Here is a 21,403-nt window from a genome sequence, read left to right as displayed (position 1 = left end):
GCGAACTGGCATGCGACCGGGCCCGGAAAGGCGAGGATCCGCAGAAGAGTTCCGGTCAGTCGACCGTCACGAAGTCGACCAGGCGCTCGACCGCACCGATCAACGGCGCCTCGAGGTCACGGAAGCTGCCCACAGCGCCGTAAACGCGGCGCCATCCCTCCTGCGCAGTTCCCCATCCGAGCGCGGCACACACGCCCTCCTTCCAGTCCCGACCACGCGGAACGTCCGGCCACGCCTCGATGCCGACGGCCCTGGGCCGTACCGCCTCCCACACATCGATGTACGGGTGGCCAGTAACCATCACGTGCGGGCCCAGACCCTGCGTCAGCCGCTCCTCCTTGGAACCGGCAACGAGGTGATCGACGAGAACCCCGACCTTTCGGCCTGGGCCGGGCCGGAACTCGGCCAGGCGGTCGGCGAGGTTGTCGAGGCCTTCGAGGTGTTCGACAACGATCCCCTCCACCCGCAGGTCATGGCCCCACACACGCTCGACGAGCGCCGCATCGTGCACGCCCTCGACCCAGATCCGACTGGGCAGGGCGGTGCGGGCACGCAACCCCTCGACGCGTGTCGACCCCGACGCGGTCCGCTGCGGAGCCTTCTGCGCCTGCGGGCTCGGGCGCACCAAGGTGACCGGACGACCGTCGATGAGGAACGCCGCCTCACGCATCGCGAACAACCGGGTGCGGCGAGCGGCGTCCTCGAGGCGTACGAAGTCCCCGTCGTAGGTGCGCTCGATCCCGACCACGGCCCCGCAGAATCCGGTCGCCGCGTCCTCCACCACCAAGTCTCGATCGGCGGCCACCTGCGGCGCCCGGGGCTTCCGGGTCCGCGGGTGACCGGCAAAGATGTCGCCGTACACGTTGCTCGCGTTCACGGCACCTCACGCTAGGCGAGTACGAGGTGAGCGCGGATCCCGCCACGCCGTCCTATGCTCGTTAACCGTGAGTTCCCCCAGCGAGACGCTGACCGTCTGGGCCGGTTCCTGGCTCGCCGGCGACAGCGCACCCGACGACGTGATCGACGCTCTCCACCAGTGGGCGCCCATGCATATTGTCGGGGCGTCCGATGCAGAGACCGCGCTGTCCACCGACCTGGACTGGCCGGGGGTGCAGGACGGAGCGGCGCCCATCCTGCTCCAGCTGGTGCGGCAGGCCACCGAGTCCCCTATGGCCGAGGTGCGGTTGGTATTGCCTGTGCCTGGTGATGTCCGTGGGCTTCCGGTAGGGACCGGTTTCGCCCGATCGGCGCTAGACGTCGGCGAGGGTGTGCTCGTCGGTGAGCCCGGTCGTCCGGGTATCGGAATCGTTCCTACGGTCGAGGGCCCGGATGTGTTGCGGTGGACGGTTCTTCCGGTCGCGACCCTGCCCATGATCACCGAACACAGCGGACTGGGCGAGGCCGAGCGCGCGATGCGCGAGGCAATCCGAGACGCCGCCGACGCCCTTCTGCAGCTGTCGTCGGTACACACCGGGCGGCCGGGCACGGACCCGCATCGCCGGATCTCCAAGGCACTCGAGGACCGCGCCCGCCACCGGTACCCCGATTCCGTGCCGACCCGCGCGCTTCGCATCCTCGACTCCGCTGACCGGGTGGCTGCCATTCTTACTGTTGCCGAACAGGATTCACCTACGGAGGGCACTTCCGCATCGAGCGCCGCAGCCCACGAGCGCCTCCTGCGTCCTCTGTGGACGGCGGTGCGAACCGCCCGTGTTGCGGCCGTTACGGCCTGCGCTCGGTCCGCGCACCGCGCCTGAACCCGTCGGCGTCAGGAACCGCGCGCCGCCGAGTTCACCGATGCGCGGGCCGCAGGTAGCAGAACCACCGCCGCACCGGCCACGCCCGCCACGAAGACACCCACGGCCGTGCCGAAGCCCTGGGCGCCCCACGTGATACCCGTCGTGACGAAGACGATCGGGGCTGCACCGTTCAGGCCGCTCCGCGGGACTGCACGCCAAGTCTCACTGACATAGCGCTTCACCGGGTACCTCCTACATCGCACGTGACCGGACCCCATGAGTTGATCCACAGCAGGTGAGAGTCATTGTTTGGTACTACCAGGCGGCAGCATACCGGGCGGCCTGAATTGGCCACGACGTGCGAACGCTATTTCTTCGGGTCGGCGATCCAGCTCACGTCGTACCGGGGCAGTTCGGGGACGTCGCCAGTGCTGCGCGCATCTTCCGGCAGGACGGCGAAATGGCCCGGGATGGCCAGCGCGTCGCAGCCGGTTTCCCAGTTCGCACACCAGATTCCCACCGCCACAGGCGCATAGAACCGCGATGCGGTGGTGGCATAGAAGTCGAAGCGCACCACCTTCTGTTCGCCCCCTACCAGTTCTGTCACCGCCGCGCATCGGGTGGTCTGCGCGTTGTACGACGACGGCGACCACTGACACACCTCAAAGCAGCGGCCGAACGACGAGAAGGGCGGTTTGTCGACTGCCAGCGGCACCTCACAGTGCGGATCGGAGAAGAACAGCGACTCCAGCGGCAGGCGGCGACGCGAAATCCGCTCCATCGCCCGGACGAACAAGGGCTCGAGGCGTGATCGGTATCCGACCGCGCAGACGCAGACCACGTGATCCTTCTCGGGATCGAAACGGCTACCCAGGTGTTCGACGACGCTGCTCTGGTCGGCACCCGGGCCGATCCAGCAGGTGCTCACTCCCATGCGAGTGGCCTGCAACACCACCTTCTGCAGACTGCGGCCGACATCGACAAGCACCAGGCGGTCGTAGCTGTATGGAGCGATCGCGACGAGGAACTCGTGCGCACCCACTCCCGGCCAGATGGTCAATGGAGCTGCGACGTACTCGAGTCGGATCGGGCCGGTGCCGATCAGGCGGTCCCGTCTGGTGTATTCCTCGACTGCTCGCATCAGCTCGGCTCGGTCGGCCTCGGTGAGATCGCGGCGCTGAAAGGAGTGACAGGAGCGTCTCGAGCGCATCAGGTCGAAGGTGTCGAGGTCATCCTTGCGCTCTGGCATCGACTCGGTCGGGCGCAGGCCCCATTTCAGGGTGATGACATCGAAAATCGCGGCAGCGAGTAACAGCAGGCCGATCGCCAGGGGCAACCAGAACAACAGCGGCTGCCAGATTCCGATCAGCCATCCGACAGCCGAGACGACGAGGAACACGATCGCGACGTTGACGGCGATGAGGTATTGAAGCCAGCCCGTGAACTGCAGCCGTATCTTCAACCGCCACAACCTCGAACGCCGCGATCTCGCGGTCGGGTAACTGTCATGGTCGCGAGGGAGCTGTTCCGGCTTGGTCATCACCGACCTCCTGTCCCGGTACCCACCTAATGCAAGTATATACTTGCATTAGGTGGACGTCTGGTTCGAATCGGAACCGTGTGCGAAGTTCGGAGGCATATGCCCAGGTATATAGACGTTGGTGGGTTATTCGACACCACAGTCGCGGTCTTCGCCGAACGCGGATACCGAGCCACTACAACGCAGGAGATCGCCAGTCGAGCCGGCGTCAACGAGGCGACGCTGTTTCGCCGTTACGGCGACAAGGCCACCCTGATCAGCACGGCTCTGACACAGGTTCTGGCCAAAGCTCCGTTCGCCCACGTGACCACGACCGACGACGTCACCGCAGATCTTGTCGCCCTAGCTACGGCCTTTGCCGAGACCAACCGCATGCACGGCGGCGCTGTCGGGACACTGCTGGTCGAGATGCAACGCCACCCGGAGCTACGCGCCGCGACGGATACGTTCATGCCGAATCTACTCAATGCGGTGCACGTGATCGCAACACACCAAGATCGAGGACAACTCGCACCAGGTGACCCCGTACAGAAGCTTCTGATCCTCCTCGCACCGCTGATGCTGTTCGGCATGTTGGCACGCAGTGGAGCCGAATCGATCGTTGCAGAGTTCGACCCCAACACACTTGTCGCGACTTTCCTCGACGGCCATCGCGCAAGCTGAAGGAAAGACATTCGACACGAACGACCCGCCCTACCGAGGTCGGCCCCGTCGAAAATGGCATCTGCAAGCCACAGCCTCGTCGAAACAAGCACAGGCGCTCGAGGCGCTACTCGGCAACAGGCATCGAAGCGTCGTCCGTGGCGCCCGAACGGGTAAGAGCGATGAACCGGTCAGTTCTGGTCGGGGCGTCGGACCGGGACACAGCAATTGACCGCGCACGGCCTGCCGTCTGCGGTGGCACCGAGCAACGGTTCTCGGCCGAGACGTGCGGGCATCGTGCCGGAGCGACGCTCCTCGACGAGCTCGACCACCAGGCGGGCGAACCGCGGGTCAGTGCCCGGCGTTGCGGCTCGGGCGAACTCGATCCCCAGCTCGGCAGCCTTGTCCCGGGCTTCGGTGTCGAGGTCCCACACCACCTCGAGGTGATCGGAGACGAATCCGACCGGGCACACGATCACTGCCGAGGCACCCGCCGCGGCGACGCTCTCGAGGTGGTCGCAGATGTCGGGGTCGAGCCACGGCACCTGGGGCGGACCGGACCGTGACTGCCACACCAGGTCGAACTCGTCGACGCCGACCGTCTCCGCACATAGCCGTGCGGCGTCGGCGACCTGTCGGCTGTAGAGGTGCCCGCCGTCGCCCGCCGGACCGGCGGCTGCGTCGGCCGCCACCGGCACCGAATGCGCCGTGAACACCAGCCTCGCGCGGTCGCGCACGCTGGGCGAGAGCTGTTCCCGCGCAGTGTGGATCGCATCCGCGAACGCCCCGATCAGCAGCGGGTGGTCGTAGTACTGCCGCAGCTTCGACATGGCCGGAGCCGCATCGACCGCGGCACGGGCCCTGGCGATGTCCTCGTGGTACTGACGGCAGCCCGAGTAGCCACCCCACGCTGACGTCGGGAACACCAGCGCATTGCGGACACCGTCGTCGCGCATGCGAGCGACGGTGTCCTCGACCATGGGGTGCCAGTTCCGGTTACCGAAGTACACAGGTAGATCGGTTCCGGCCGAACGCAATTCGTTCTCGACGCGCGCGATGATGTCCCGGTTGAGCGCATTGATCGGGGACCGACCACCGAAGTGCATGTAGTGCTCCACGACGGCGTCGAGCCGCTCCGGCGGGACGCCACGTCCGCGGGTGACGTTCTCGAGGAACGGCCGCACATCCTCCGGCGTTTCGGGGCCGCCGAAGGACAGCACGAGGAGTGCGTCGAATTCCGTTTCCTGCTGACCGCTCATGCCCTCATTCTGGCCAGTCCCCGGATGGCAACGACAAACGGGTCAGCCGGCCATCGCATGGAAGCCGCCGTCGACATAGACGATCGACGCGGTGGTACCCGGCAGCCAGTCCGACAACAGTGTGCAGACGCTCTTGGCGACGGCCGTCGGGTCGTCGACATCCCACCCGATCGGGGCGACCTCGTCCCACGAGGTGTTCAACTTGTTCAATTCCGCACCCGGACCGGTGGCATCGCCTGCGATCGCCTTCGCGGCGAGAGTCTTGACCGGGCCTGCCGCAACGAGGTTGGAGCGGATGCCGCGCCCGCCGACTTCCTTCGCGACATAGCGGTTGACGGCCTCGAGCGTGGCTTTGGACACACCCATCCAGTTGTAGAACGGCATCGCACGCGAGGGATCGAAGTCCATGCCCACGATCGAACCGTTGTCGTTGAGGACCGGCAGGAGTGCCTTCGCGAGCGACGCGTAGGAGTAAGCCGAGACCTCGAGTGCGGTCGAGATGTCCGCCCACGGCGCGTCCAGGAAGGGGCTACCCAGGCCCGACCTCGGAGAGAAGGCGATCGAGTGCACCACCCCGTCAATGCCGTTGGGGGCCAACTCCCGCACCCGGTCGGCGAGCGTCTCGAGGTGCTCGGGGTTCTGCACATCCAGCTCGATCGCCGGCGGTACCGGCTCCGGAAGACGCTGCGCGATCCGGTCGATCAGACGTAGCCGGTCGAACCCGGTGATGAGCACGGTCGCGCCCTGCTCCTGGGCGACCCTGGCGACGTGAAATGCAATGGATGCATCGGTGATGATGCCGGTGACGAGAATGGTCTTGCCCTCGAGCAATCCGCTCATCGGTTGTGGTCCTCCTGTGAAAATTAGTCTCTGTGTGCTCGGTGGGTGCGTGACGGCTCGAGCCGGGCTAGTGGCCCATACCCATGCCACCGTCCACGGGGATCACGGCACCAGAAACGTACGCCGAGTCGTCGGAAGCGAGGAAGCTGACCACCGCAGCGACGTCGTCGGGCTTGCCCAGGCGCTGCAGCGGAATGAACTTCTTGGCGGTGTCGCGTAGGTCGTCGGACAGATCCGCGGTCATGTCGGTCTCGATGAAGCCCGGTGCCACCACGTTCGCGGTGATCGAACGCGAGCCCAGCTCCCGGGTGATCGACCGGGCCATCCCGATGACGCCGGCCTTGGATGCTGCGTAGTTGATCTGGCCGGCCTGGCCCGCGAGACCGACGACCGAACCCAGGAAGATCATCCGGCCCCAGCGAGCCCTCAGCATGGCCCGATTGGCGCGCTTGGCGCACCTGAACGCGCCGGTCAGATTTGCGTCGAGAACTCGTGAGAACTGCTCCTCACTCATCCGCATGAGCAGCGTGTCGTCGGTGATTCCGGCGTTGGCCACCAGCACCTCCACCGGGCCCTGGTGCTCCTCGACCTCTTTGAACGCACGGTCGAGAGACTCGGAATCGGTCATGTCGCACTTGACCCCGAACAGCCCCTCGGGAACTCCGGATCCGCGGTGTGTGACGGCGACTTTGTGACCATCGTCCGAGAGGCGCCGCGCCACGGCGAGTCCGATGCCGCGGTTGCCTCCGGTCACGAGCACCGAACGGGGCGATTTGCTGATATTCGACATGCGATCAACCTATCTGCTCGACTGTGGATTACGGGCACAGGTGCAAAACTTCGGGACGTTCAGGACCGGCACGTGGGTGTTCACGGGAGGCGTTGCCGCTGCACGAGCGCCGTTCCCAGGCCCGTCGTTGTGAACAGCACGCCGAGGATCAGCCACGGCCGACTCGCGTCGCCCCGCGCATTCTCGAAGCCGATCTGCTCCTCGAGAGTGTCGTAGACGTCGCGCAGCTCCTCGAGGCTGGACGCCCTGAAGAAGTTGCCCCCGGACAGGTTCGCGATCTCGCGCAACGACGGATCGTCGACCGGCACCGGGATCCGGTCGCCCTCGATCTCGACGCTGCCGTAGCTGGTACCGAACGAGATCGTGGAGATCGGGACGCCTTCGTCCTTGGCCTGCCGCGCCGCGGTGAAGGCGCCGCGGGGGTCGTCCGAGTACTCGGGAACGGTCTGCTTGCCGTCCGAGAGCAGCACGATCCGTGCGGGCGGCGCCTGCTCGCCGCCACCGAGCACCGCAGCAAGGGTGTCGATCGACTGGAGCGACGTGAAGATCGCCTCGCCGGTCGCGGTGCGCTCGCTGAGCTGAAGGTTGTCGATCGCAGCTTTCGTTTCGTCGCGGTTCGGCGTCGGCGACACCAGCACCGACGCGGTGCCTGCGAACGCGACGAGGCCGAGATTGATACCCGGGGTCAGGCCCTCGGCGAACGACTTCGCCGCCTCCTGCGCGGCGGCCAGGCGGCTGGGTTCGACGTCGGTCGCTTTCATCGACAGCGAGACGTCGATGGCGAGCACAACGGTCGCCCGGTTGCGCGGAACCCGCTGGTCCGCCGTCGGCCCGGCGAGTGCGACGGTGAGGAACAGCAGGCCCACGAGCAGCAGCGCCGTCGGAATGTGACGGGTGAAGTTCGGGCGGTTCGGCGCAACCTTCTCGAGCAGGTCCAGGTTCGCGAACCGCAGGACATTCTTCTGCCGGCGCCGCTGGATCACTACGTATCCGACCGCCAGCGCAGCGACGACCAGCACGAACAGCAGCCACCACGGGGACGTGAACTGCGACAGGCTCATCCGCGCGCCACCCGACTGCCGGGTGCGCCGAAAGTGTGCCGCCGAGCCGAAACGAACCGCACGACGTCACTGATCCAGTCCCGATCGGTGCGCAGACTCAACCGGGGTGCACCGCACCGGCGCAGTGTGGCGTCGACGTCGGCGCTATGGGCCTGCGCCGCGCGCGCGAAATCGGCACGCAACTTGGGTGTCGTCGAGAACTCCCGCGTGCGTCCGGATTCCGGATCGAACAGAACGACGTCGCCCACGTCGGGCAGTTCCAGGTCGCGTGGGTCGAGGACCTCGACGGCGAGAAGGTCGTGCCGCCCCGACAGCGCCCTGAGGGAATGCTCCCAGTCGATCGGACCGAGGAAGTCGCTGATGACGACGACGAGGCCCCGCCGACGTTGCGGCCTGCGCAGGGATTCGAGCGCGCTGCGAAGGTCGCCGCGGACGCCGTCGGCGGCATGCGGGGTGGACGCGATGCGTCGCAGCATCGCCTGGGCGTGTACCCGACCGGGCCGGGCCGGGATCCGCCTGGTGCGGTCACCGGTGGCGACGACAGCACCGATGCGATTCCCGCTGCTGCCGGCGAGGTATGTCACCGCGGACGCGGCCGCGATTGCGAGGTCACGTTTCTCGCAGCCCACTGTGCCGAAGTCCAGACTGGACGACAGGTCCACCACTAGCCACGTCTCGAGTTCGCGATCGGCGACGGTCTGCCGAACATGTGGGTGCGTCGTGCGCGCGGTCACCGACCAGTCCATCTGCCGGACGTCGTCACCGGGCTGGTACTCGCGAGCGTCGCCGGGCTCGGAGCCTGGGCCTGGGATGAGGCCGAGGTGATCGCCGTGCAGGACGCCGTCGAGGCGACGGCGCACGGTGAGTTCGAGGGTCCGCAAGGCTGCGGCCATCTCCGGGTCGCGCAGCGATCCGGAACGGAACGACGGCACTGCGCCTTTGCGCCGCGTCACTGTTGCGGGGAGCCCGACGTCGCGGCGGGCAAGGGGCCTGGATCGAACGAGGGCGGAATCGGCGCAACAACCGGTTGTGCACCGACCTGCGGCACCGCGACGGTCTGCAGCACCCGGTTGATGACAGCCTCGGGTGACACCTCGTCGGCGAGGGCGTCGTAGGACAGCACGAGGCGGTGCCGCAGGACGTCGGGGATGATTTCGAGCACGTCCTGTGGGACTACGTAGTCGCGGCCCCGGAGCAACGCGAGCGCACGCGCCGCGGAGATGATGCCGAGGGTTGCACGCGGCGACGCACCGTATGCGACCCACCCCGCGACGTCCTCGATGCCGAACTCTCGGGGTGTCCGCGTCGCGGTGATCACCCGCACCACGTAGTCCACGAGCGCATGATGGACGAACACATTGCTCGCAACCGATTGCAACCGGACGAGCTCCTGGGTGTCGAGGATCTGGTTCGGTTCGGGTGCGGCGATTCCCATCCGGTAGACGATCTCGCGCTCCTCCTCCACCGAGGGGTAGTCCACGAGCACCTTGAACAGGAAGCGGTCGCGTTGGGCTTCCGGCAGCGGGTACACGCCCTCGCTCTCGATCGGGTTCTGGGTGGCCATCACGAGGAAGGGTTCGGGCATCGAATACGTCTTGCCGCCGATCGATACGTGCCGCTCGGCCATGACCTCGAGCAGTGCGGACTGGACCTTCGCGGGCGCACGGTTGATCTCGTCGGCGAGCAGGAAGTTCGCCACGACAGGCCCCAGCTCGGTGTCGAACTCCTCACGCCCTTGCCGGTAGATGCGGGTACCGACCAGGTCGGTCGGAACGAGGTCGGGAGTGAACTGCACGCGGGAGAACGAACCGCCGACGACCTTCGCGAACGTCTCGACTGCGAGCGTCTTCGCAACACCCGGAACGCCCTCGAGCAGGACGTGTCCCTTTGAGAGCACCCCGACGAGCATGCGCTCGACCAGACGGTCCTGGCCTACGATCACGCGCTTGACCTCGTAGATCGCCCGCTCGAGGGTGTGCACGTCCTGTGCGAGATCGGCCGCCGATGACCCCGCACTGCCGTGCGCTGCCCCCTCCGAGCCGGATCCAGCTACAGCACCGTCACCTGAGGTCACCTAGAATCCCCGCTTCCACCTAGATCGATCGGATCGATTTACCTGTCCGCCCAACTATCCCAGGAACCTGCACACCCCGGCACGCGGACGACGTGAGCTAGGACACCATACGAACAGCGTAGGGGGTCATCCCGTCCCATCGCACCGCGGAAACCCTGACAACCGTGCCCGACTGGAACGCCTCGAGCATCTGACCGCCGCCCAGGTACAGCGCGACATGCTTGCTCGCGTTGGGTCCGTAGAAGATCATGTCGCCGCGGCGCATCTGCGACGACGGCACCTGGGTACCCGCCGTGTACTGGTAGCCGGAGTAGTGCGGCAACGAAATCCCGATGCCGGCGAAGGCGTAAATCATCAGTCCGGAGCAGTCGAACCCCACCTTGTCGAAATCGCCGAAACTGTCCGCGACGCCGCCGTCTCGGATGCCGAGCGTCGGGCCGATGGCATTGCCGCCGCCCCACGCGTACGGAACGCCGAGCTGCGACATGCCGCGGTCGATCACGATCTCGATCGCCTCGCTCCCCGACACGGAGGGCAACGCGGGACCCGGGGCCGGTTGGGCGGGCGGCGTCCACCCGCCGGAATCGTCGTCGAGTTGGGTGTGTGGTCGCTGACCGTCCGCCAGCTGGGCGGCACGCTCCTGTGCGGCCCCGTCCTCCGCCGCCCGGCGCGCTGATTCGGCGGCCGCCGCGGCAGCAGCGGCGTCGGCTGCTTCCTCCACCCTGCGCTGGTTGTCCCACGCTATGTAGGCATCGCGCTGCCCCTGCAGCCCCGCGACGCGGTTGCGCGCCGCCTCGAGCTGCACCAGTGCGGCGTCCCGAGCGGCCTCCACCTGCGCCTTTCGCGACCCCTGTTCCTCCAGAGCGGCGTGAACACTGGCAATCGCCCGCTCGGCTTCGACCTTCTTCGCATTCGCCGCGTCCGCGGCGGCGTCGGCACGCCGCTTGGCCTCGCGCGCAGCCGACTCCCGGTTGGCCTGCTCGGTTCGCGCCCGCTGCAGGTTGTCCAGGACGGCCTTCTGGCCGGCAGCCAGGCGGCGCATGATCAGTGCCCGCTCGAGGATGTCCTCGGGGCCCTTGGCACCGAGGTACGAGTTCAGCGAGGCGACGTTGCGGCCCTTCGTGTAGCTCTCGACGGCGTAGTCGGTGAGGCGGTCTCGAGCCTGCTCGATCCGCGCGCCCGCGTCCTGCAGCGCTTGCCGGCTCTGGTTCACGAGCGCTCCGGCGGCGTCGGCCTCGTCGCGCGCGGTTTGAAGGTCGACCAGTGCCCGGTTGACGTCCTCGCGCTTGATCGCGACCTCGTCGTCAAGTCGAGCGAGTTCCTGGTTCGCACTCGCCACCTGGTTGATCAGATCACTGACCTGCGCAACGCCGGTCGACACCCGGGCGTATCCACTGTCGAGCTCGGCATCGGACGGGTTGGGAGGCGGTGGCGGAACCGCGGGGGCGGCGCCGGGCATGCCCGCCACCAACGTGCAGGCGAGGCCGGCACCGACAAAGGCCCGTGTCAGGCTCTGGCGCACGCGGGGGAAACCCGGGCGTCGCGCGCCTGCGCGTGAACTCCTTCGCCCCACAGCACCCCTCCCTACGGCTGCGACCGACGTCGAACGTCGGACCGATCCGCGAGGGGAGCCACGTCACCGGCGATGCCACCACCGATGGCGTGCAGGTTCACATCACAGCGCAGCCGTCACATCAGTTTCATAGCAACTCCTGTGACACTTCTTCCCCAGAAGTGTCATGAGGAACGTTACGACACTTTGTTCCCTCTGTTGGACTCTTGCCACAAAGACCGAGGTGATTCGACCGGGCGCAACCCGGAACGGTTCGTGCCCGTCAGGGCCTCGAGAGATGTGTGGTGCGCTCAGTCGACGGAAGCGCGTTCGTCGCTGGACCCGGCGCCCGGGTCGCCGTCCCCGGAGTCGACGCTGGGGGTGGACGGCCCCCGACGGACCTTGGCCACGTACGACACCCCGCCGACGAGTACGACAACGAGCACCAACAGAGCGGTGATCAGCCCCCACGAAAGGTGCGGCTCGGTGATGTCGTCGAGGAAGTTGTTCGCCGACTGCACGGGATTGCCCGTGTAGGTGTGGTCCTGTGCGCCCTCGAGCACGACCCTGCTGATGGAGTCGCTGTAGGTGCCCGGCGCCGACGGACTGAGAACGAGGACCGTGCCGCCCTCGACCATGCCGACTTCCGTCGCCAGGTCGCGCAACTGTTCGGGGCGGGCCGGGTCCCGGTCGAGCACGACGACACTCAGATCGATTCCGTGCTCCTGTGCACGGACGACCACGTCACGCAGGCCGGCGATGTCGGCGGCAGGTGCCGAGACACGGTCGGCAGCGAGATCCGCGAGCACCGCATCGACGGACACGTCGTCGGGGATCGTGGCAGCGAGCGGCAGGCGGGCGGGCGCGATGTGAGCAAGCATCTCTTATCCGGTGTCGGGGTCGCGTGTCGGGGTGTCAGTGCATGTGGGTGTCGGAAAGGCGCGGGTGCAGCCTGAATAACACTACGTGACGACTTGTCACCGCAGCGCCGCCCTCCGTTGCGCGCGTGCACCGACTGCGTGAGGATTGGGGACGGCGCGAGCCGACCCGACAGTCGGCGACTCCGATGGCCAGACCCCGCAGTCTCACAGGACAAGCGTACCGTTAGACTCGCCATCGAGAAGCCCGCGCAGCCGTCGGGTTCGGTCCGCCGACTGAACCGGGCACTGTTTCGCGTGCCTCGCTTCAGCCGTCGTCACAGCCCCGTCGACGGCGAACCTCAAAGACGAGTGGAGCTGACGTGACCACCAGTATTGATTCGTTCGGCGCCAAGGGAACGCTAGAGGTCGGAGACAACTCGTACGAGATCTTCCGCCTCTCGGCCGTGCCCGGCACCGAGAAGCTGCCGTACGCGCTCAAGGTTCTCGCCGAGAACCTGCTGCGCACCGAGGACGGCGCCAACATCACCGCCGATCACATCCGGGCCATCGCGAACTGGGATCCTTCTGCCGACCCGAGTGTCGAGATCCAGTTCACGCCCGCACGCGTGATCATGCAGGACTTCACCGGCGTTCCCTGCGTCGTCGACCTCGCCACCATGCGTGAAGCCGTCACCACGCTCGGCGGCGATCCGAACAAGGTCAACCCCCTCTCCCCCGCCGACATGGTCATCGACCACTCGGTCATCCTCGACGTCTTCGGTCGCGCCGACGCACTCGAGCGCAACGTCGACCTCGAGTACCAGCGCAACGGCGAGCGCTACCAGTTCCTTCGTTGGGGCCAGGGCGCGTTCGACGACTTCAAGGTCGTCCCCCCGGGCATGGGCATCGTCCACCAGGTCAACATCGAGTACCTGGCACCGACCGTCATGACCCGCAACGGCCAGGCGTACCCCGACACCTGCGTCGGCACCGACTCGCACACCACGATGGTCAACGGCCTGGGTGTACTGGGCTGGGGCGTCGGCGGCATCGAGGCTGAGGCCGCGATGCTCGGCCAGCCGGTCTCCATGCTCATCCCTCGCGTCGTCGGCTTCAAGCTGACCGGCGAGATCAAGCCGGGCGTGACCGCCACCGACGTCGTGCTCACCGTCACCGACATGCTGCGCAAGCACGGCGTGGTCGGCAAGTTCGTCGAGTTCTACGGCAAGGGTGTCGCCGAGGTGCCGCTCGCCAACCGCGCCACGCTGGGCAACATGAGCCCCGAGTTCGGCTCGACCGCCGCGATCTTCCCGATCGACGGCGAGACGATCAACTACCTGCGTCTGACCGGCCGTAGCGACGAGCAGCTCGCGCTCGTCGAGGCATACGCCAAAGAGCAGGGCATGTGGCACGACGCGGACCGTGAGCCCGCGTACTCCGAGTACCTCGAGCTGGATCTGGGCACCGTCGTGCCGTCGATCGCCGGCCCGAAGCGTCCCCAAGACCGCATCCTGCTCTCGGACTCGAAGGACGCCTTCCGTCGCGACATCATCACCTACGTCACCAACGGTGCCGAGGCTGCGCACTCCGCGCTCGACGAGGCTGTCGAGGAGTCGTTCCCGGCGTCCGATCCGGTCGAGCACTCGACCGCGCACGACGACGCTGACATCCCGTCCGCCGCGAACGGAACGGATGGCCGTCCGTCCAACCCGGTCCAGGTCCGTTCGGAGGAGCGCGGTGACTTCGTGCTCGACCACGGCGCGGTCGTCGTCGCGGGAATCACGTCCTGCACCAACACCTCGAACCCGTCAGTGATGCTCGGTGCCGCGCTGCTGGCCCGCAACGCGGTCGAGAAGGGCCTCGCGACCAAGCCGTGGGTCAAGACCAACATGGCCCCGGGTTCGCAGGTCGTCTCCGACTACTACGAGAAGGCCGGCCTGTGGCCGTACCTCGAGAAGCTCGGTTTCTACCTGGGCGGTTACGGTTGCACCACCTGCATCGGCAACACCGGCCCGCTGCCTGAAGAGATCTCCAAGGCCGTGAACGACAACGATCTGTCGGTCACTGCGGTCCTCTCGGGCAACCGCAACTTCGAGGGTCGTATCTCCCCCGACGTCAAGATGAACTACCTGGCGTCCCCGCCGCTCGTCATCGCCTACGCGCTGGCCGGCACGATGGACTTCGACTTCGAGAACGACGCCCTGGGCCAGGACAACGACGGCAACGACGTCTTCCTGAAGGACATCTGGCCTTCGGCCCAGGAGATCGACGACACCATCAAGTCGGCGATCAGCGAGGACATGTTCCGCAGGTCCTACGCGGACGTCTTCAAGGGCGACCACCGCTGGCAGAACCTGGACACCCCGGAGGGCGACACCTTCGCGTGGGACGAGAACTCGACCTACGTCCGCAAGGCGCCGTACTTCGATGGCATGACCATGGACCCCGCTCCGGTCACCGACGTCAAGGGCGCGCGTGTGCTGGCGCTGCTCGGTGACTCGGTCACCACCGACCACATCAGCCCGGCCGGCCCGATCAAGCCCGGTACCCCGGCCGCGCAGTACCTCGACTCTCACGGCGTCGAGCGCAAGGACTACAACTCCCTGGGCTCGCGGCGCGGCAACCACGAGGTGATGATCCGCGGCACGTTCGCGAACATCCGCCTGCAGAACCAGCTGCTGGACGGTGTCTCGGGTGGCTACACCCGCGACTTCACCCAGGAGGGTGCGCCTCAGGCGTTCATCTACGATGCGTCGCAGAACTACCAGAAGGCCGGCGTCCCGCTGGTCGTCCTGGGCGGCAAGGAATACGGCTCCGGCTCGTCCCGTGACTGGGCCGCCAAGGGAACCCGACTCCTCGGCGTCAAGGCCGTCATCACCGAGTCGTTCGAGCGCATCCACCGCTCGAACCTGATCGGCATGGGCGTCATCCCGCTGCAGTTCCCGGCCGGCGAGTCTGCTGCGTCGCTGGGACTGGACGGCACCGAGGTCTTCGACATCGAGGGCATCGAGAAGCTGAACGAGGGCACCACACCGAGCACGGTGCGCGTCACCGCGACCAAGGCCGACGGCAGTAAGGTCGAGTTCGACGCGGTCGTCCGCATCGACACCCCCGGTGAGGCGGACTACTACCGCAACGGCGGCATCCTGCAGTACGTGCTGCGCAACATGATCCGGGGCTAGTCACCTGATCGTGTGATCAGCGATCACCCACTGCGCTGACGGCGGGCTCGGGACGTCGGTCTCGAGCCCGCCGTTGCGGTATCGGACGAAAGCGGTATCGGACGAAAGGATGTCGGCTGTGCCGAAGGTCAGTGAGGACCATCTCGCGGCGCGACGGAGCCAGATTCTCGACGGGGCCCGCCAGTGCTTCGCGCAGTACGGCTACGACGGCGCCACCGTGCGGCGACTCGAAGAGACCACCGGGCTGTCGCGTGGCGCGATCTTCCACCACTTCAAGGACAAGGACGGACTGTTCCTTGCACTGGCCAACGAGGACGCGAAGCGGATGGCCGACGTCGTCGCCGAGGGCGGTCTGGTGCAGGTGATGCGCGACATGCTGGCCTCGCCCGAGCAGTTCGATTGGCTCGGCACCCGCCTCGAGATCGCCCGGCGCCTGCGCACCGACCCCGAGTTCGCACGGGACTGGACCCAGCGCAGCGTCGAACTCACCGAGGCCACGGTTCGGCGGCTCGAGCACCAGAAGTCAGCCGGACGGCTACGCGAGGATCTGCCCACCGACGTCCTGGTGGACTACCTCGACCTGGTCCTCGATGGGCTCATCGCCCGCATCGCATCCGGACACGGCGCCGAGAATCTAGCGGCCGTCCTCGATCTCGTCGAGGAATCGGTGCGCCGGAACGACTGAAGTCGGGCCGGTGCTCCGGCCTCACTCGGTTCGCTTGTGCCTGTTCGGCCCACCCCGTCGCCGCAGGGTGACGTCGGCTTCGACAAGGACATTGTGGATGAATCCGTACGAGCGGCCAGTTTGCTCGGCGAGCGTTCTGATACTTGCGCCCGCTTCGTATTGTTCCTTCAAGTCTTCGCGGAGCTTGTCACGCGATTCCCCGGTGATTCGGGCCCCCCTCGAGATCCCCGTGGTCTCCGCCATGGCGTCCTCCGGTCGGCTGAACGAGTCCCGCCCTCCAGGCTAGATCACTCACGGACGGGTCATCAACACCACGGAAATCTTCCCTGCCAGGGGATTTGGACGATTCACGCGAGCTGGATGAGTTCCAGGTACTCCTGCGACCAATGGTCCTCTGTGCCGTCGGGCAGCATAATCACGCGCTCCGGGTTCAGGGCCTCCGCGGCGCCCGGATCGTGCGTGACGAGAACGACCGCACCAGTGTAACTGCGCAGCGCGTCGAGCACCTGTTCACGTGAGACGGGGTCGAGGTTGTTGGTCGGCTCGTCGAGGAGAAGCACGTTCGCCGCCGACGACACCAGCCCGGCCAGTGCCAGACGGGTCTTCTCACCACCGGACAGCGTCCCTGCGGGTTGCTCGAGCTGCGGTCCGGTGAACATGAAGGCACCCAGGAGTCCTCGCAGGTCCTGCTCCCCCGCATCGGGCGCAGCGTGCCGGATGTTCTCCCACACCGTCGCCTCGTCGTCGAGGGTGTCGTGCTCCTGCGCGAAGTAGCCGACCTTCAGGCCGTGGCCCGGCACCAACTCGCCGAGGTCGGGGGTCTCGACGCCCGCGAGCAGGCGCAGCAGCGTCGTCTTGCCCGCTCCGTTGAGCCCGAGGATCACCACACGCGAGCCACGATCGATCGCGAGGTCGACACCGGTGAAGATCTCGAGCGACCCGTAGACCTTGGTGAGTTCCTCGGCCATCAGCGGGGTCTTGCCGCACGGGGCGGGCTCGGGGAACCGAATGTGCGCGACCTTGTCGGCGACACGAACGTCGTCGAGTTCCGCCATCAGCTTGTCAGCGCGCTTGGCCATGTTCTGCGCCGCGGTCGCCTTGGTGGCCTTGGCGCCGAGCTTCGCGGCCTGGGCACGCAACGCGCCGGCCTTCTTCTCGGCATTGGCTCGCTCACGTCGACGGCGCGCCTCATCTGTGGCACGAGCATCGAGGTACTTCTTCCAGCCCATGTTGTACACGTCCGCTTCCCCGCGAACCGCATCGAGGAACCACACCTTGTTGACGACGTCCGCGAGAAGGTCGACGTCGTGGCTGATCACGATCAGGCCGCCGTCGTGGTTCTGCAGAAAGCCCCGCAGCCATGTGATGGAGTCGGCGTCGAGGTGGTTGGTGGGCTCGTCGAGCAGCAGTGTCGTGTTCGACTTGCCGCCCGATCCGTCTGACGCGGCGAAGAGGATGCGCGCGAGTTCGACGCGCCGACGCTGCCCGCCCGAGAGTGTCCTGAGCTGCTGGTTCAGAATCCGGTCCGGTAGGCCCAGGCTGTTGCAGATGCGAGCGGCCTCGGACTCGGCAACGTATCCGCCGAGCGCGGAGAAACGCTCCTCGAGGTTGCCGAACTTTCGGACGGCCCGGTCACGCTGTGCCTCGTCCACAGCTTCGGCCATGATGGCCTGCTGCTTTTCCATCTTCCGGAGGATCTCGTCGAGCCCACGCGCCGAGAGCACCCGGTCCTTCGCGAGCACCTCGAGGTCACCCTCCTTGGGGTCCTGCGGCAGGTAACCGAGGTCGCCGCTACCTACGACGGCACCGGCGTAGGGCTCCGCCTCGCCCGCGAGGATCCGCAGGGTGGTGGTCTTGCCGGCGCCGTTGCGCCCGACCAGGCCGATCCGATCGCCCGCCTGCACTCGCAGCGCCGATCCAGGAGCAGAAAGCAGCGTCCGGACACCGGCGCGAACTTCCAGGTCGGTGGCGGTAATCAAGAAGGACTCCTCGAACGAACAAGCAGTTGAAAGGCTCGGGCGCGTGGGGCGCGACCCACGGGCACCGCTGTGCCGGTGGCGAGCACACGAAGACCCGAGTCTAGCCTGGTCCCGACCCGCAGCCGAGCACCTGCGGAGTGACTCCGCTAACGTTCGATGGCATGACTCGTGAGAAGGACCTGCAGGGACGCAACGCTCTCGTCACCGGCGCCAGCCGTGGCATCGGCAAGGGCATTGCAGCCGAACTCCTCGCCCGCGGAGCGAACGTCGTCGTCACCGCCCGCAAGCCCGATCCGCTCGACGAGGCCGCGAAGGAACTGCGTGCCCTCGGGCACGGCGGCCAGGTGATTGCTATGGCCGGCAACTCGGGTGACGCCGACGCCCGGCAAGACGCGGTCGCACGGACGGTTTCCGAGCTCGGCTCCCTCGACATCCTGATCAACAACACCGGCATCAACCCGGTCTACGGCACGCTGATGGAGGCCGACCTCGACGCTGTCCGCAAGATCTTCGACGTCAACGTGGTCGCAGCACTCGGATACGTGCAGGAGGCGTACCGGGCGTGGATGGGTGAACACGGCGGCTCGATCGTGAACCTGGCTAGTGTCGCGGGCATCCGGTCGACCGGCGTCATCGCCGCTTACGGCGCATCGAAGGCCGCTCTCATCCGGCTCACCGAGGAGCTCGCGTGGCAGCTGGGCCCGAAGATCCGCGTCAATGCGGTTGCTCCGGGGGTGGTGAAGACCAAGTTCGCCGCGGCGCTGGTCGCGGCCGGAGAGGATCAGGCGTCGTCGATCTACCCGATGAAGCGACTGGGCACACCCGAGGACGTCGCGGGCTTGGTTGGGTTCCTCGTCTCCGACGCCGCCGAGTGGATCACCGGCGAGACGGTCCGGGTGGACGGAGGGCTGCTCGCGACGGGCTCGTTCTGAGCGCAAGGGCGGATGTCGCTGTCGTCGGGCTCGGTCCCGCCGGCCGCGCTCTTGCGCATCGCTCCGCCCGCGCTGGACTGAAGGTCGTCGGTGTCGATCCGAACCCCGACCGGCCGTGGGCGTCGACCTACGCGGCATGGGTGGACGAACTGCCCGGGTGGCTCGGCTCCGGTGCGCTTCGGGTGACGACGCCCGATCCCCACGTCTGGGCCGGCCGCACAAGGGTTCTCGACCGCGCCTACTGCGTGCTCGACAACTCCGCGCTGCTACGCCGGCTCGACCTCGACGACGTCCGTGTCGTCCCCGGGGTCGCCGCCGCGATCAGTGCGGACACGGTCGAGTTGCGCGACGGCACCGAGATCCGTGCGGCCCGGGTGGTCGACGCCCGCGGAATGCGCCCGGACCCGGCGCTGGCCGAGCAGACCGCCTTCGGACTCGTGTTGCCCGACGCGGTGGCGGACCCGGCCCTGGGCGGCGCCTCCTGCTGGTTCATGGACTGGCGCCGCGACAACGGCACCGCGCCTGGTGATCCGCCGTCGTTCCTGTATGCGGTGCCGCTGGGCAACGGTACGGTCCTGGTCGAGGAAACCTGCCTCGTCGGCCGTCCCGGTCTGCCCGTCGACGAACTCCGTCGCAGGCTCGAGGCCCGCCTGGCCAACCGTGGGGTCGACCTCTCCCCGAACCTCAGTGAGGAGCGGGTCCGCTTCCCGGTACAAGCCCCACGTTCCCGCTCCGACGGGTTCACGTTCGGGGCCCGGGCGGGCCTGATCCACCCGGCCACCGGGTACAGCGTCGCGGCCTCCCTGGGAGCGGCCGACGACGTCGTCCGTGCCCTCACCTCCGGCCAGGATCCCGCAAAGGCGTTGTGGCCGCGGAAAGCTCGCCTCGTCCAGTCGTTGCGAGAGGTCGGGCTGTCCGCACTTCTCCATCTCGATCCCCCCCACACCGCCGAGTTCTTCGACGCCTTCTTCTCCTTGCCCGTGGAACGCCAGCGCGCGTATCTGTCGCGTCGCGCCGACGCGGCCGGGACGATGCGCACGATGTGGGAGTTGTTCCGTACCGCGGACCCGCCCATCCGCCGAACGTTGGTACGCGTCGGTGTCCGACGGGTATCGCCCGGTCGAGACCCAGGATCAGCTGGATAGGGATGCTCAGCACCTTCCATCTCGCGAGATCGCCTGCTACACAGTCGTTGAGCATCCGGAGGGCATGGGGGTAACGCCAACGGTCAGCGCGGTTGAGGAATAGGACGCGTTCGGGCTAGGGCAAACTCAGCCCGCAGCTCAGGCGGATGCAAGGCCCACGTATTATTCCCGTGGGCGGCCGAGGGAGCCACGCTCATGACGGGGGGATTGATGGGGCTGCACCTCGAACCGGAAGCAATCGAGCAGTGCGTGCGCATCTGCGACCAGGTGCTCGACTCGCTCGACGACGCAATCAACGAAGCGAGGGGCCTTCACCACGTCGGCGGTTTCGGCGAGTTCCAGATCGGGCACCAACTCGCCGCCGGGTACTCCGGCAAGGCGGTGACCGTCGATCAGCGGCTCCAGGACTACCGAGCCGTCATATTGGCCATGCGGGAGGCGTTCGCGGCCGGTGGTGAGGCGTTCGCCGACACCGATGGTCAGGTCGCCCAAGCACTCGGCAGTCTCGTTTCGGGGGCGGATCAGTGAAGCTGCATCGCGCGTCGGTCGGCACTCTCCTGGTGCTCGCATCGATCCTTACCGCCTGCGGGTCTCCCGTCGCCGCACCTGAGGCGGCGCCGGCATCGGACACAGTGTCACCGTCCCCGACCACCCGGGTGCCGCGCCATGTGGATCAGTCGGATCGGCCGCTGGTGGTGTTCGATCCCTGTCTCGACATCCCCGATGAGGCACTCGTGGAGGCCGGCTACGACCCGCAGTCCAAGGACGAGGATCTGGTCGCCGCCGACTACCACACATTCCTGATGTGCGATTTCGACACCCCGCAACGCCAGTACGGGCTGGGTGTGTACTCCTCGAACATCACCTTCGCCGAAGAACAGGAGAAGGCGAAGGACTACTCCACGCCGATCGAGTTCGACGGGCGCCGCGCACTGCTCGAGATACCAACCGAGGGTCATTGCGCGGTGAGCATGGAAACGGGCTACGGCATCCTGATCGTCTCGCGGAGCTTCTTCCCCTCTCGGTCGGACCAGAACGTGGAAGAAGAGCAGTGCGTCGGGATCGAGGACACCGCTCGCATCATCGCCCGCTACCTGCCCGAGGGCCAGTAGACATGGAAGCT

General features: G+C 67.0%; 21 protein-coding genes. 8 read left to right on the top strand and 13 right to left on the bottom strand.

Going from position 1 to position 21,403, the window contains the following annotated elements; genetic code table 11:
* Nucleotides 1–55: 55 nt before the first annotated feature.
* Complete coding sequence (locus EGT50_RS06520) at nt 56–877, bottom strand: DUF3097 domain-containing protein (protein WP_127951764.1); 822 nt, start codon at nt 875–877, stop codon at nt 56–58.
* A gap of 67 nt (nt 878–944) precedes the next feature.
* Between EGT50_RS06520 and EGT50_RS06515 the strand changes: the two genes are divergently transcribed.
* Nucleotides 945–1,757: a hypothetical protein gene (locus EGT50_RS06515; RefSeq protein ID WP_127951762.1), complete on the top strand. Its 813-nt coding sequence runs from the start codon at nt 945–947 to the stop codon at nt 1,755–1,757.
* An 11-nt stretch (nt 1,758–1,768) separates the two neighbouring features.
* On the opposite strand, the gene EGT50_RS06510 is transcribed toward EGT50_RS06515, so the two are convergent.
* Nucleotides 1,769–1,981 (bottom strand): hypothetical protein, encoded by a 213-nt coding sequence (locus EGT50_RS06510; protein WP_127951760.1) that lies wholly within the window; start codon nt 1,979–1,981, stop codon nt 1,769–1,771.
* A gap of 125 nt (nt 1,982–2,106) precedes the next feature.
* Nucleotides 2,107–3,201: a nitroreductase family protein gene (locus tag EGT50_RS06505; RefSeq protein WP_235870613.1), complete on the bottom strand. Its 1,095-nt coding sequence runs from the start codon at nt 3,199–3,201 to the stop codon at nt 2,107–2,109.
* Nucleotides 3,202–3,378: 177 nt separating this feature from the next.
* Between EGT50_RS06505 and EGT50_RS06500 the strand changes: the two genes are divergently transcribed.
* A complete protein-coding gene (locus tag EGT50_RS06500; protein WP_127951757.1) occupies nt 3,379–3,942 on the top strand; it encodes a TetR/AcrR family transcriptional regulator in 564 nt (187 codons plus the stop codon).
* A 170-nt stretch (nt 3,943–4,112) separates the two neighbouring features.
* Here EGT50_RS06500 and EGT50_RS06495 read toward each other — a convergent pair whose 3' ends face one another.
* The 8 genes from EGT50_RS06495 to EGT50_RS06460 all read right to left on the bottom strand — a co-directional run bounded on the left by EGT50_RS06495 (nt 4,113) and on the right by EGT50_RS06460 (nt 12,378).
* The gene (locus EGT50_RS06495; RefSeq protein WP_127951755.1) at nt 4,113–5,180 is read right to left on the bottom strand and encodes a ferrochelatase; all 1,068 of its coding nucleotides are present in this window, start codon (nt 5,178–5,180) and stop codon (nt 4,113–4,115) included.
* Between the two features lie 42 nt (nt 5,181–5,222).
* Nucleotides 5,223–6,020, bottom strand: coding sequence for an NADH-dependent enoyl-ACP reductase InhA (inhA, locus tag EGT50_RS06490; RefSeq protein ID WP_127951754.1), 798 nt, complete (start codon nt 6,018–6,020; stop codon nt 5,223–5,225).
* A gap of 67 nt (nt 6,021–6,087) precedes the next feature.
* The gene (gene fabG1, locus EGT50_RS06485) at nt 6,088–6,810 is read right to left on the bottom strand and encodes a 3-oxoacyl-ACP reductase FabG1 (RefSeq protein ID WP_127951752.1); all 723 of its coding nucleotides are present in this window, start codon (nt 6,808–6,810) and stop codon (nt 6,088–6,090) included.
* 80 nt (nt 6,811–6,890) lie between these two features.
* Nucleotides 6,891–7,871 carry a VWA domain-containing protein gene (locus EGT50_RS06480; protein WP_127951750.1) on the bottom strand — a complete coding sequence of 327 codons (981 nt, stop codon included), beginning with the start codon at nt 7,869–7,871 and terminating at the stop codon, nt 6,891–6,893.
* Complete coding sequence (locus EGT50_RS06475; RefSeq protein WP_127952278.1) at nt 7,868–8,764, bottom strand: DUF58 domain-containing protein; 897 nt, start codon at nt 8,762–8,764, stop codon at nt 7,868–7,870. Before EGT50_RS06475 ends, EGT50_RS06480 begins: the two co-directional genes overlap by 4 nt.
* A gap of 56 nt (nt 8,765–8,820) precedes the next feature.
* Nucleotides 8,821–9,945, bottom strand: coding sequence for an AAA family ATPase (locus EGT50_RS06470; RefSeq protein ID WP_127951748.1), 1,125 nt, complete (start codon nt 9,943–9,945; stop codon nt 8,821–8,823).
* A 97-nt stretch (nt 9,946–10,042) separates the two neighbouring features.
* On the bottom strand, nt 10,043–11,404 hold the full coding sequence (locus EGT50_RS06465; protein WP_127952275.1) for an NlpC/P60 family protein: 1,362 nt from the start codon (nt 11,402–11,404) through the stop codon (nt 10,043–10,045).
* Between the two features lie 404 nt (nt 11,405–11,808).
* Nucleotides 11,809–12,378, bottom strand: a complete 570-nt coding sequence (locus EGT50_RS06460; RefSeq protein WP_127951746.1) for an Rv1476 family membrane protein — start codon at nt 12,376–12,378, stop codon at nt 11,809–11,811.
* A 359-nt stretch (nt 12,379–12,737) separates the two neighbouring features.
* On the opposite strand from EGT50_RS06460, the gene acnA reads away from it, so the two are divergent.
* Nucleotides 12,738–15,539 (top strand): aconitate hydratase AcnA, encoded by a 2,802-nt coding sequence (gene acnA / locus EGT50_RS06455; RefSeq protein WP_127951744.1) that lies wholly within the window; start codon nt 12,738–12,740, stop codon nt 15,537–15,539.
* A gap of 118 nt (nt 15,540–15,657) precedes the next feature.
* On the top strand, nt 15,658–16,224 hold the full coding sequence (locus EGT50_RS06450) for a TetR/AcrR family transcriptional regulator (RefSeq protein WP_127951742.1): 567 nt from the start codon (nt 15,658–15,660) through the stop codon (nt 16,222–16,224).
* A 21-nt stretch (nt 16,225–16,245) separates the two neighbouring features.
* Here the strand turns inward: EGT50_RS06450 and EGT50_RS17215 are convergent, their stop codons facing one another.
* A complete protein-coding gene (locus EGT50_RS17215) occupies nt 16,246–16,467 on the bottom strand; it encodes a helix-turn-helix domain-containing protein (protein ID WP_127951740.1) in 222 nt (73 codons plus the stop codon).
* Nucleotides 16,468–16,571: 104 nt separating this feature from the next.
* Nucleotides 16,572–18,203, bottom strand: coding sequence for an ABC-F family ATP-binding cassette domain-containing protein (locus tag EGT50_RS06440; RefSeq protein WP_127951738.1), 1,632 nt, complete (start codon nt 18,201–18,203; stop codon nt 16,572–16,574).
* A gap of 161 nt (nt 18,204–18,364) precedes the next feature.
* Between EGT50_RS06440 and EGT50_RS06435 the strand changes: the two genes are divergently transcribed.
* From EGT50_RS06435 to EGT50_RS06420, 4 genes are all read left to right on the top strand, one after another.
* Entirely contained in the window at nt 18,365–19,135 is a 771-nt protein-coding gene (locus EGT50_RS06435; RefSeq protein WP_127951736.1) for an SDR family oxidoreductase, read from the top strand.
* Nucleotides 19,132–20,280: a lycopene cyclase family protein gene (locus EGT50_RS06430; RefSeq protein WP_408014616.1), complete on the top strand. Its 1,149-nt coding sequence runs from the start codon at nt 19,132–19,134 to the stop codon at nt 20,278–20,280. Before EGT50_RS06435 ends, EGT50_RS06430 begins: the two co-directional genes overlap by 4 nt.
* 195 nt (nt 20,281–20,475) lie before the next feature.
* Nucleotides 20,476–20,808: a hypothetical protein gene (locus EGT50_RS06425; protein ID WP_235870612.1), complete on the top strand. Its 333-nt coding sequence runs from the start codon at nt 20,476–20,478 to the stop codon at nt 20,806–20,808.
* Nucleotides 20,805–21,392: a DUF3558 domain-containing protein gene (locus tag EGT50_RS06420; RefSeq protein WP_235870611.1), complete on the top strand. Its 588-nt coding sequence runs from the start codon at nt 20,805–20,807 to the stop codon at nt 21,390–21,392. The genes EGT50_RS06425 and EGT50_RS06420 overlap by 4 nt, the downstream gene beginning before the upstream one ends.
* Nucleotides 21,393–21,403 lie beyond the last annotated feature (11 nt).

It is taken from the genome of Rhodococcus xishaensis, from assembly GCF_004011825.1.
Lineage (GTDB): Bacteria > Actinomycetota > Actinomycetes > Mycobacteriales > Mycobacteriaceae > Prescottella > Prescottella xishaensis.
Note: the sequence above shows the minus strand (reverse complement) of the source record. Positions and strands in the feature narration are given on the sequence as shown.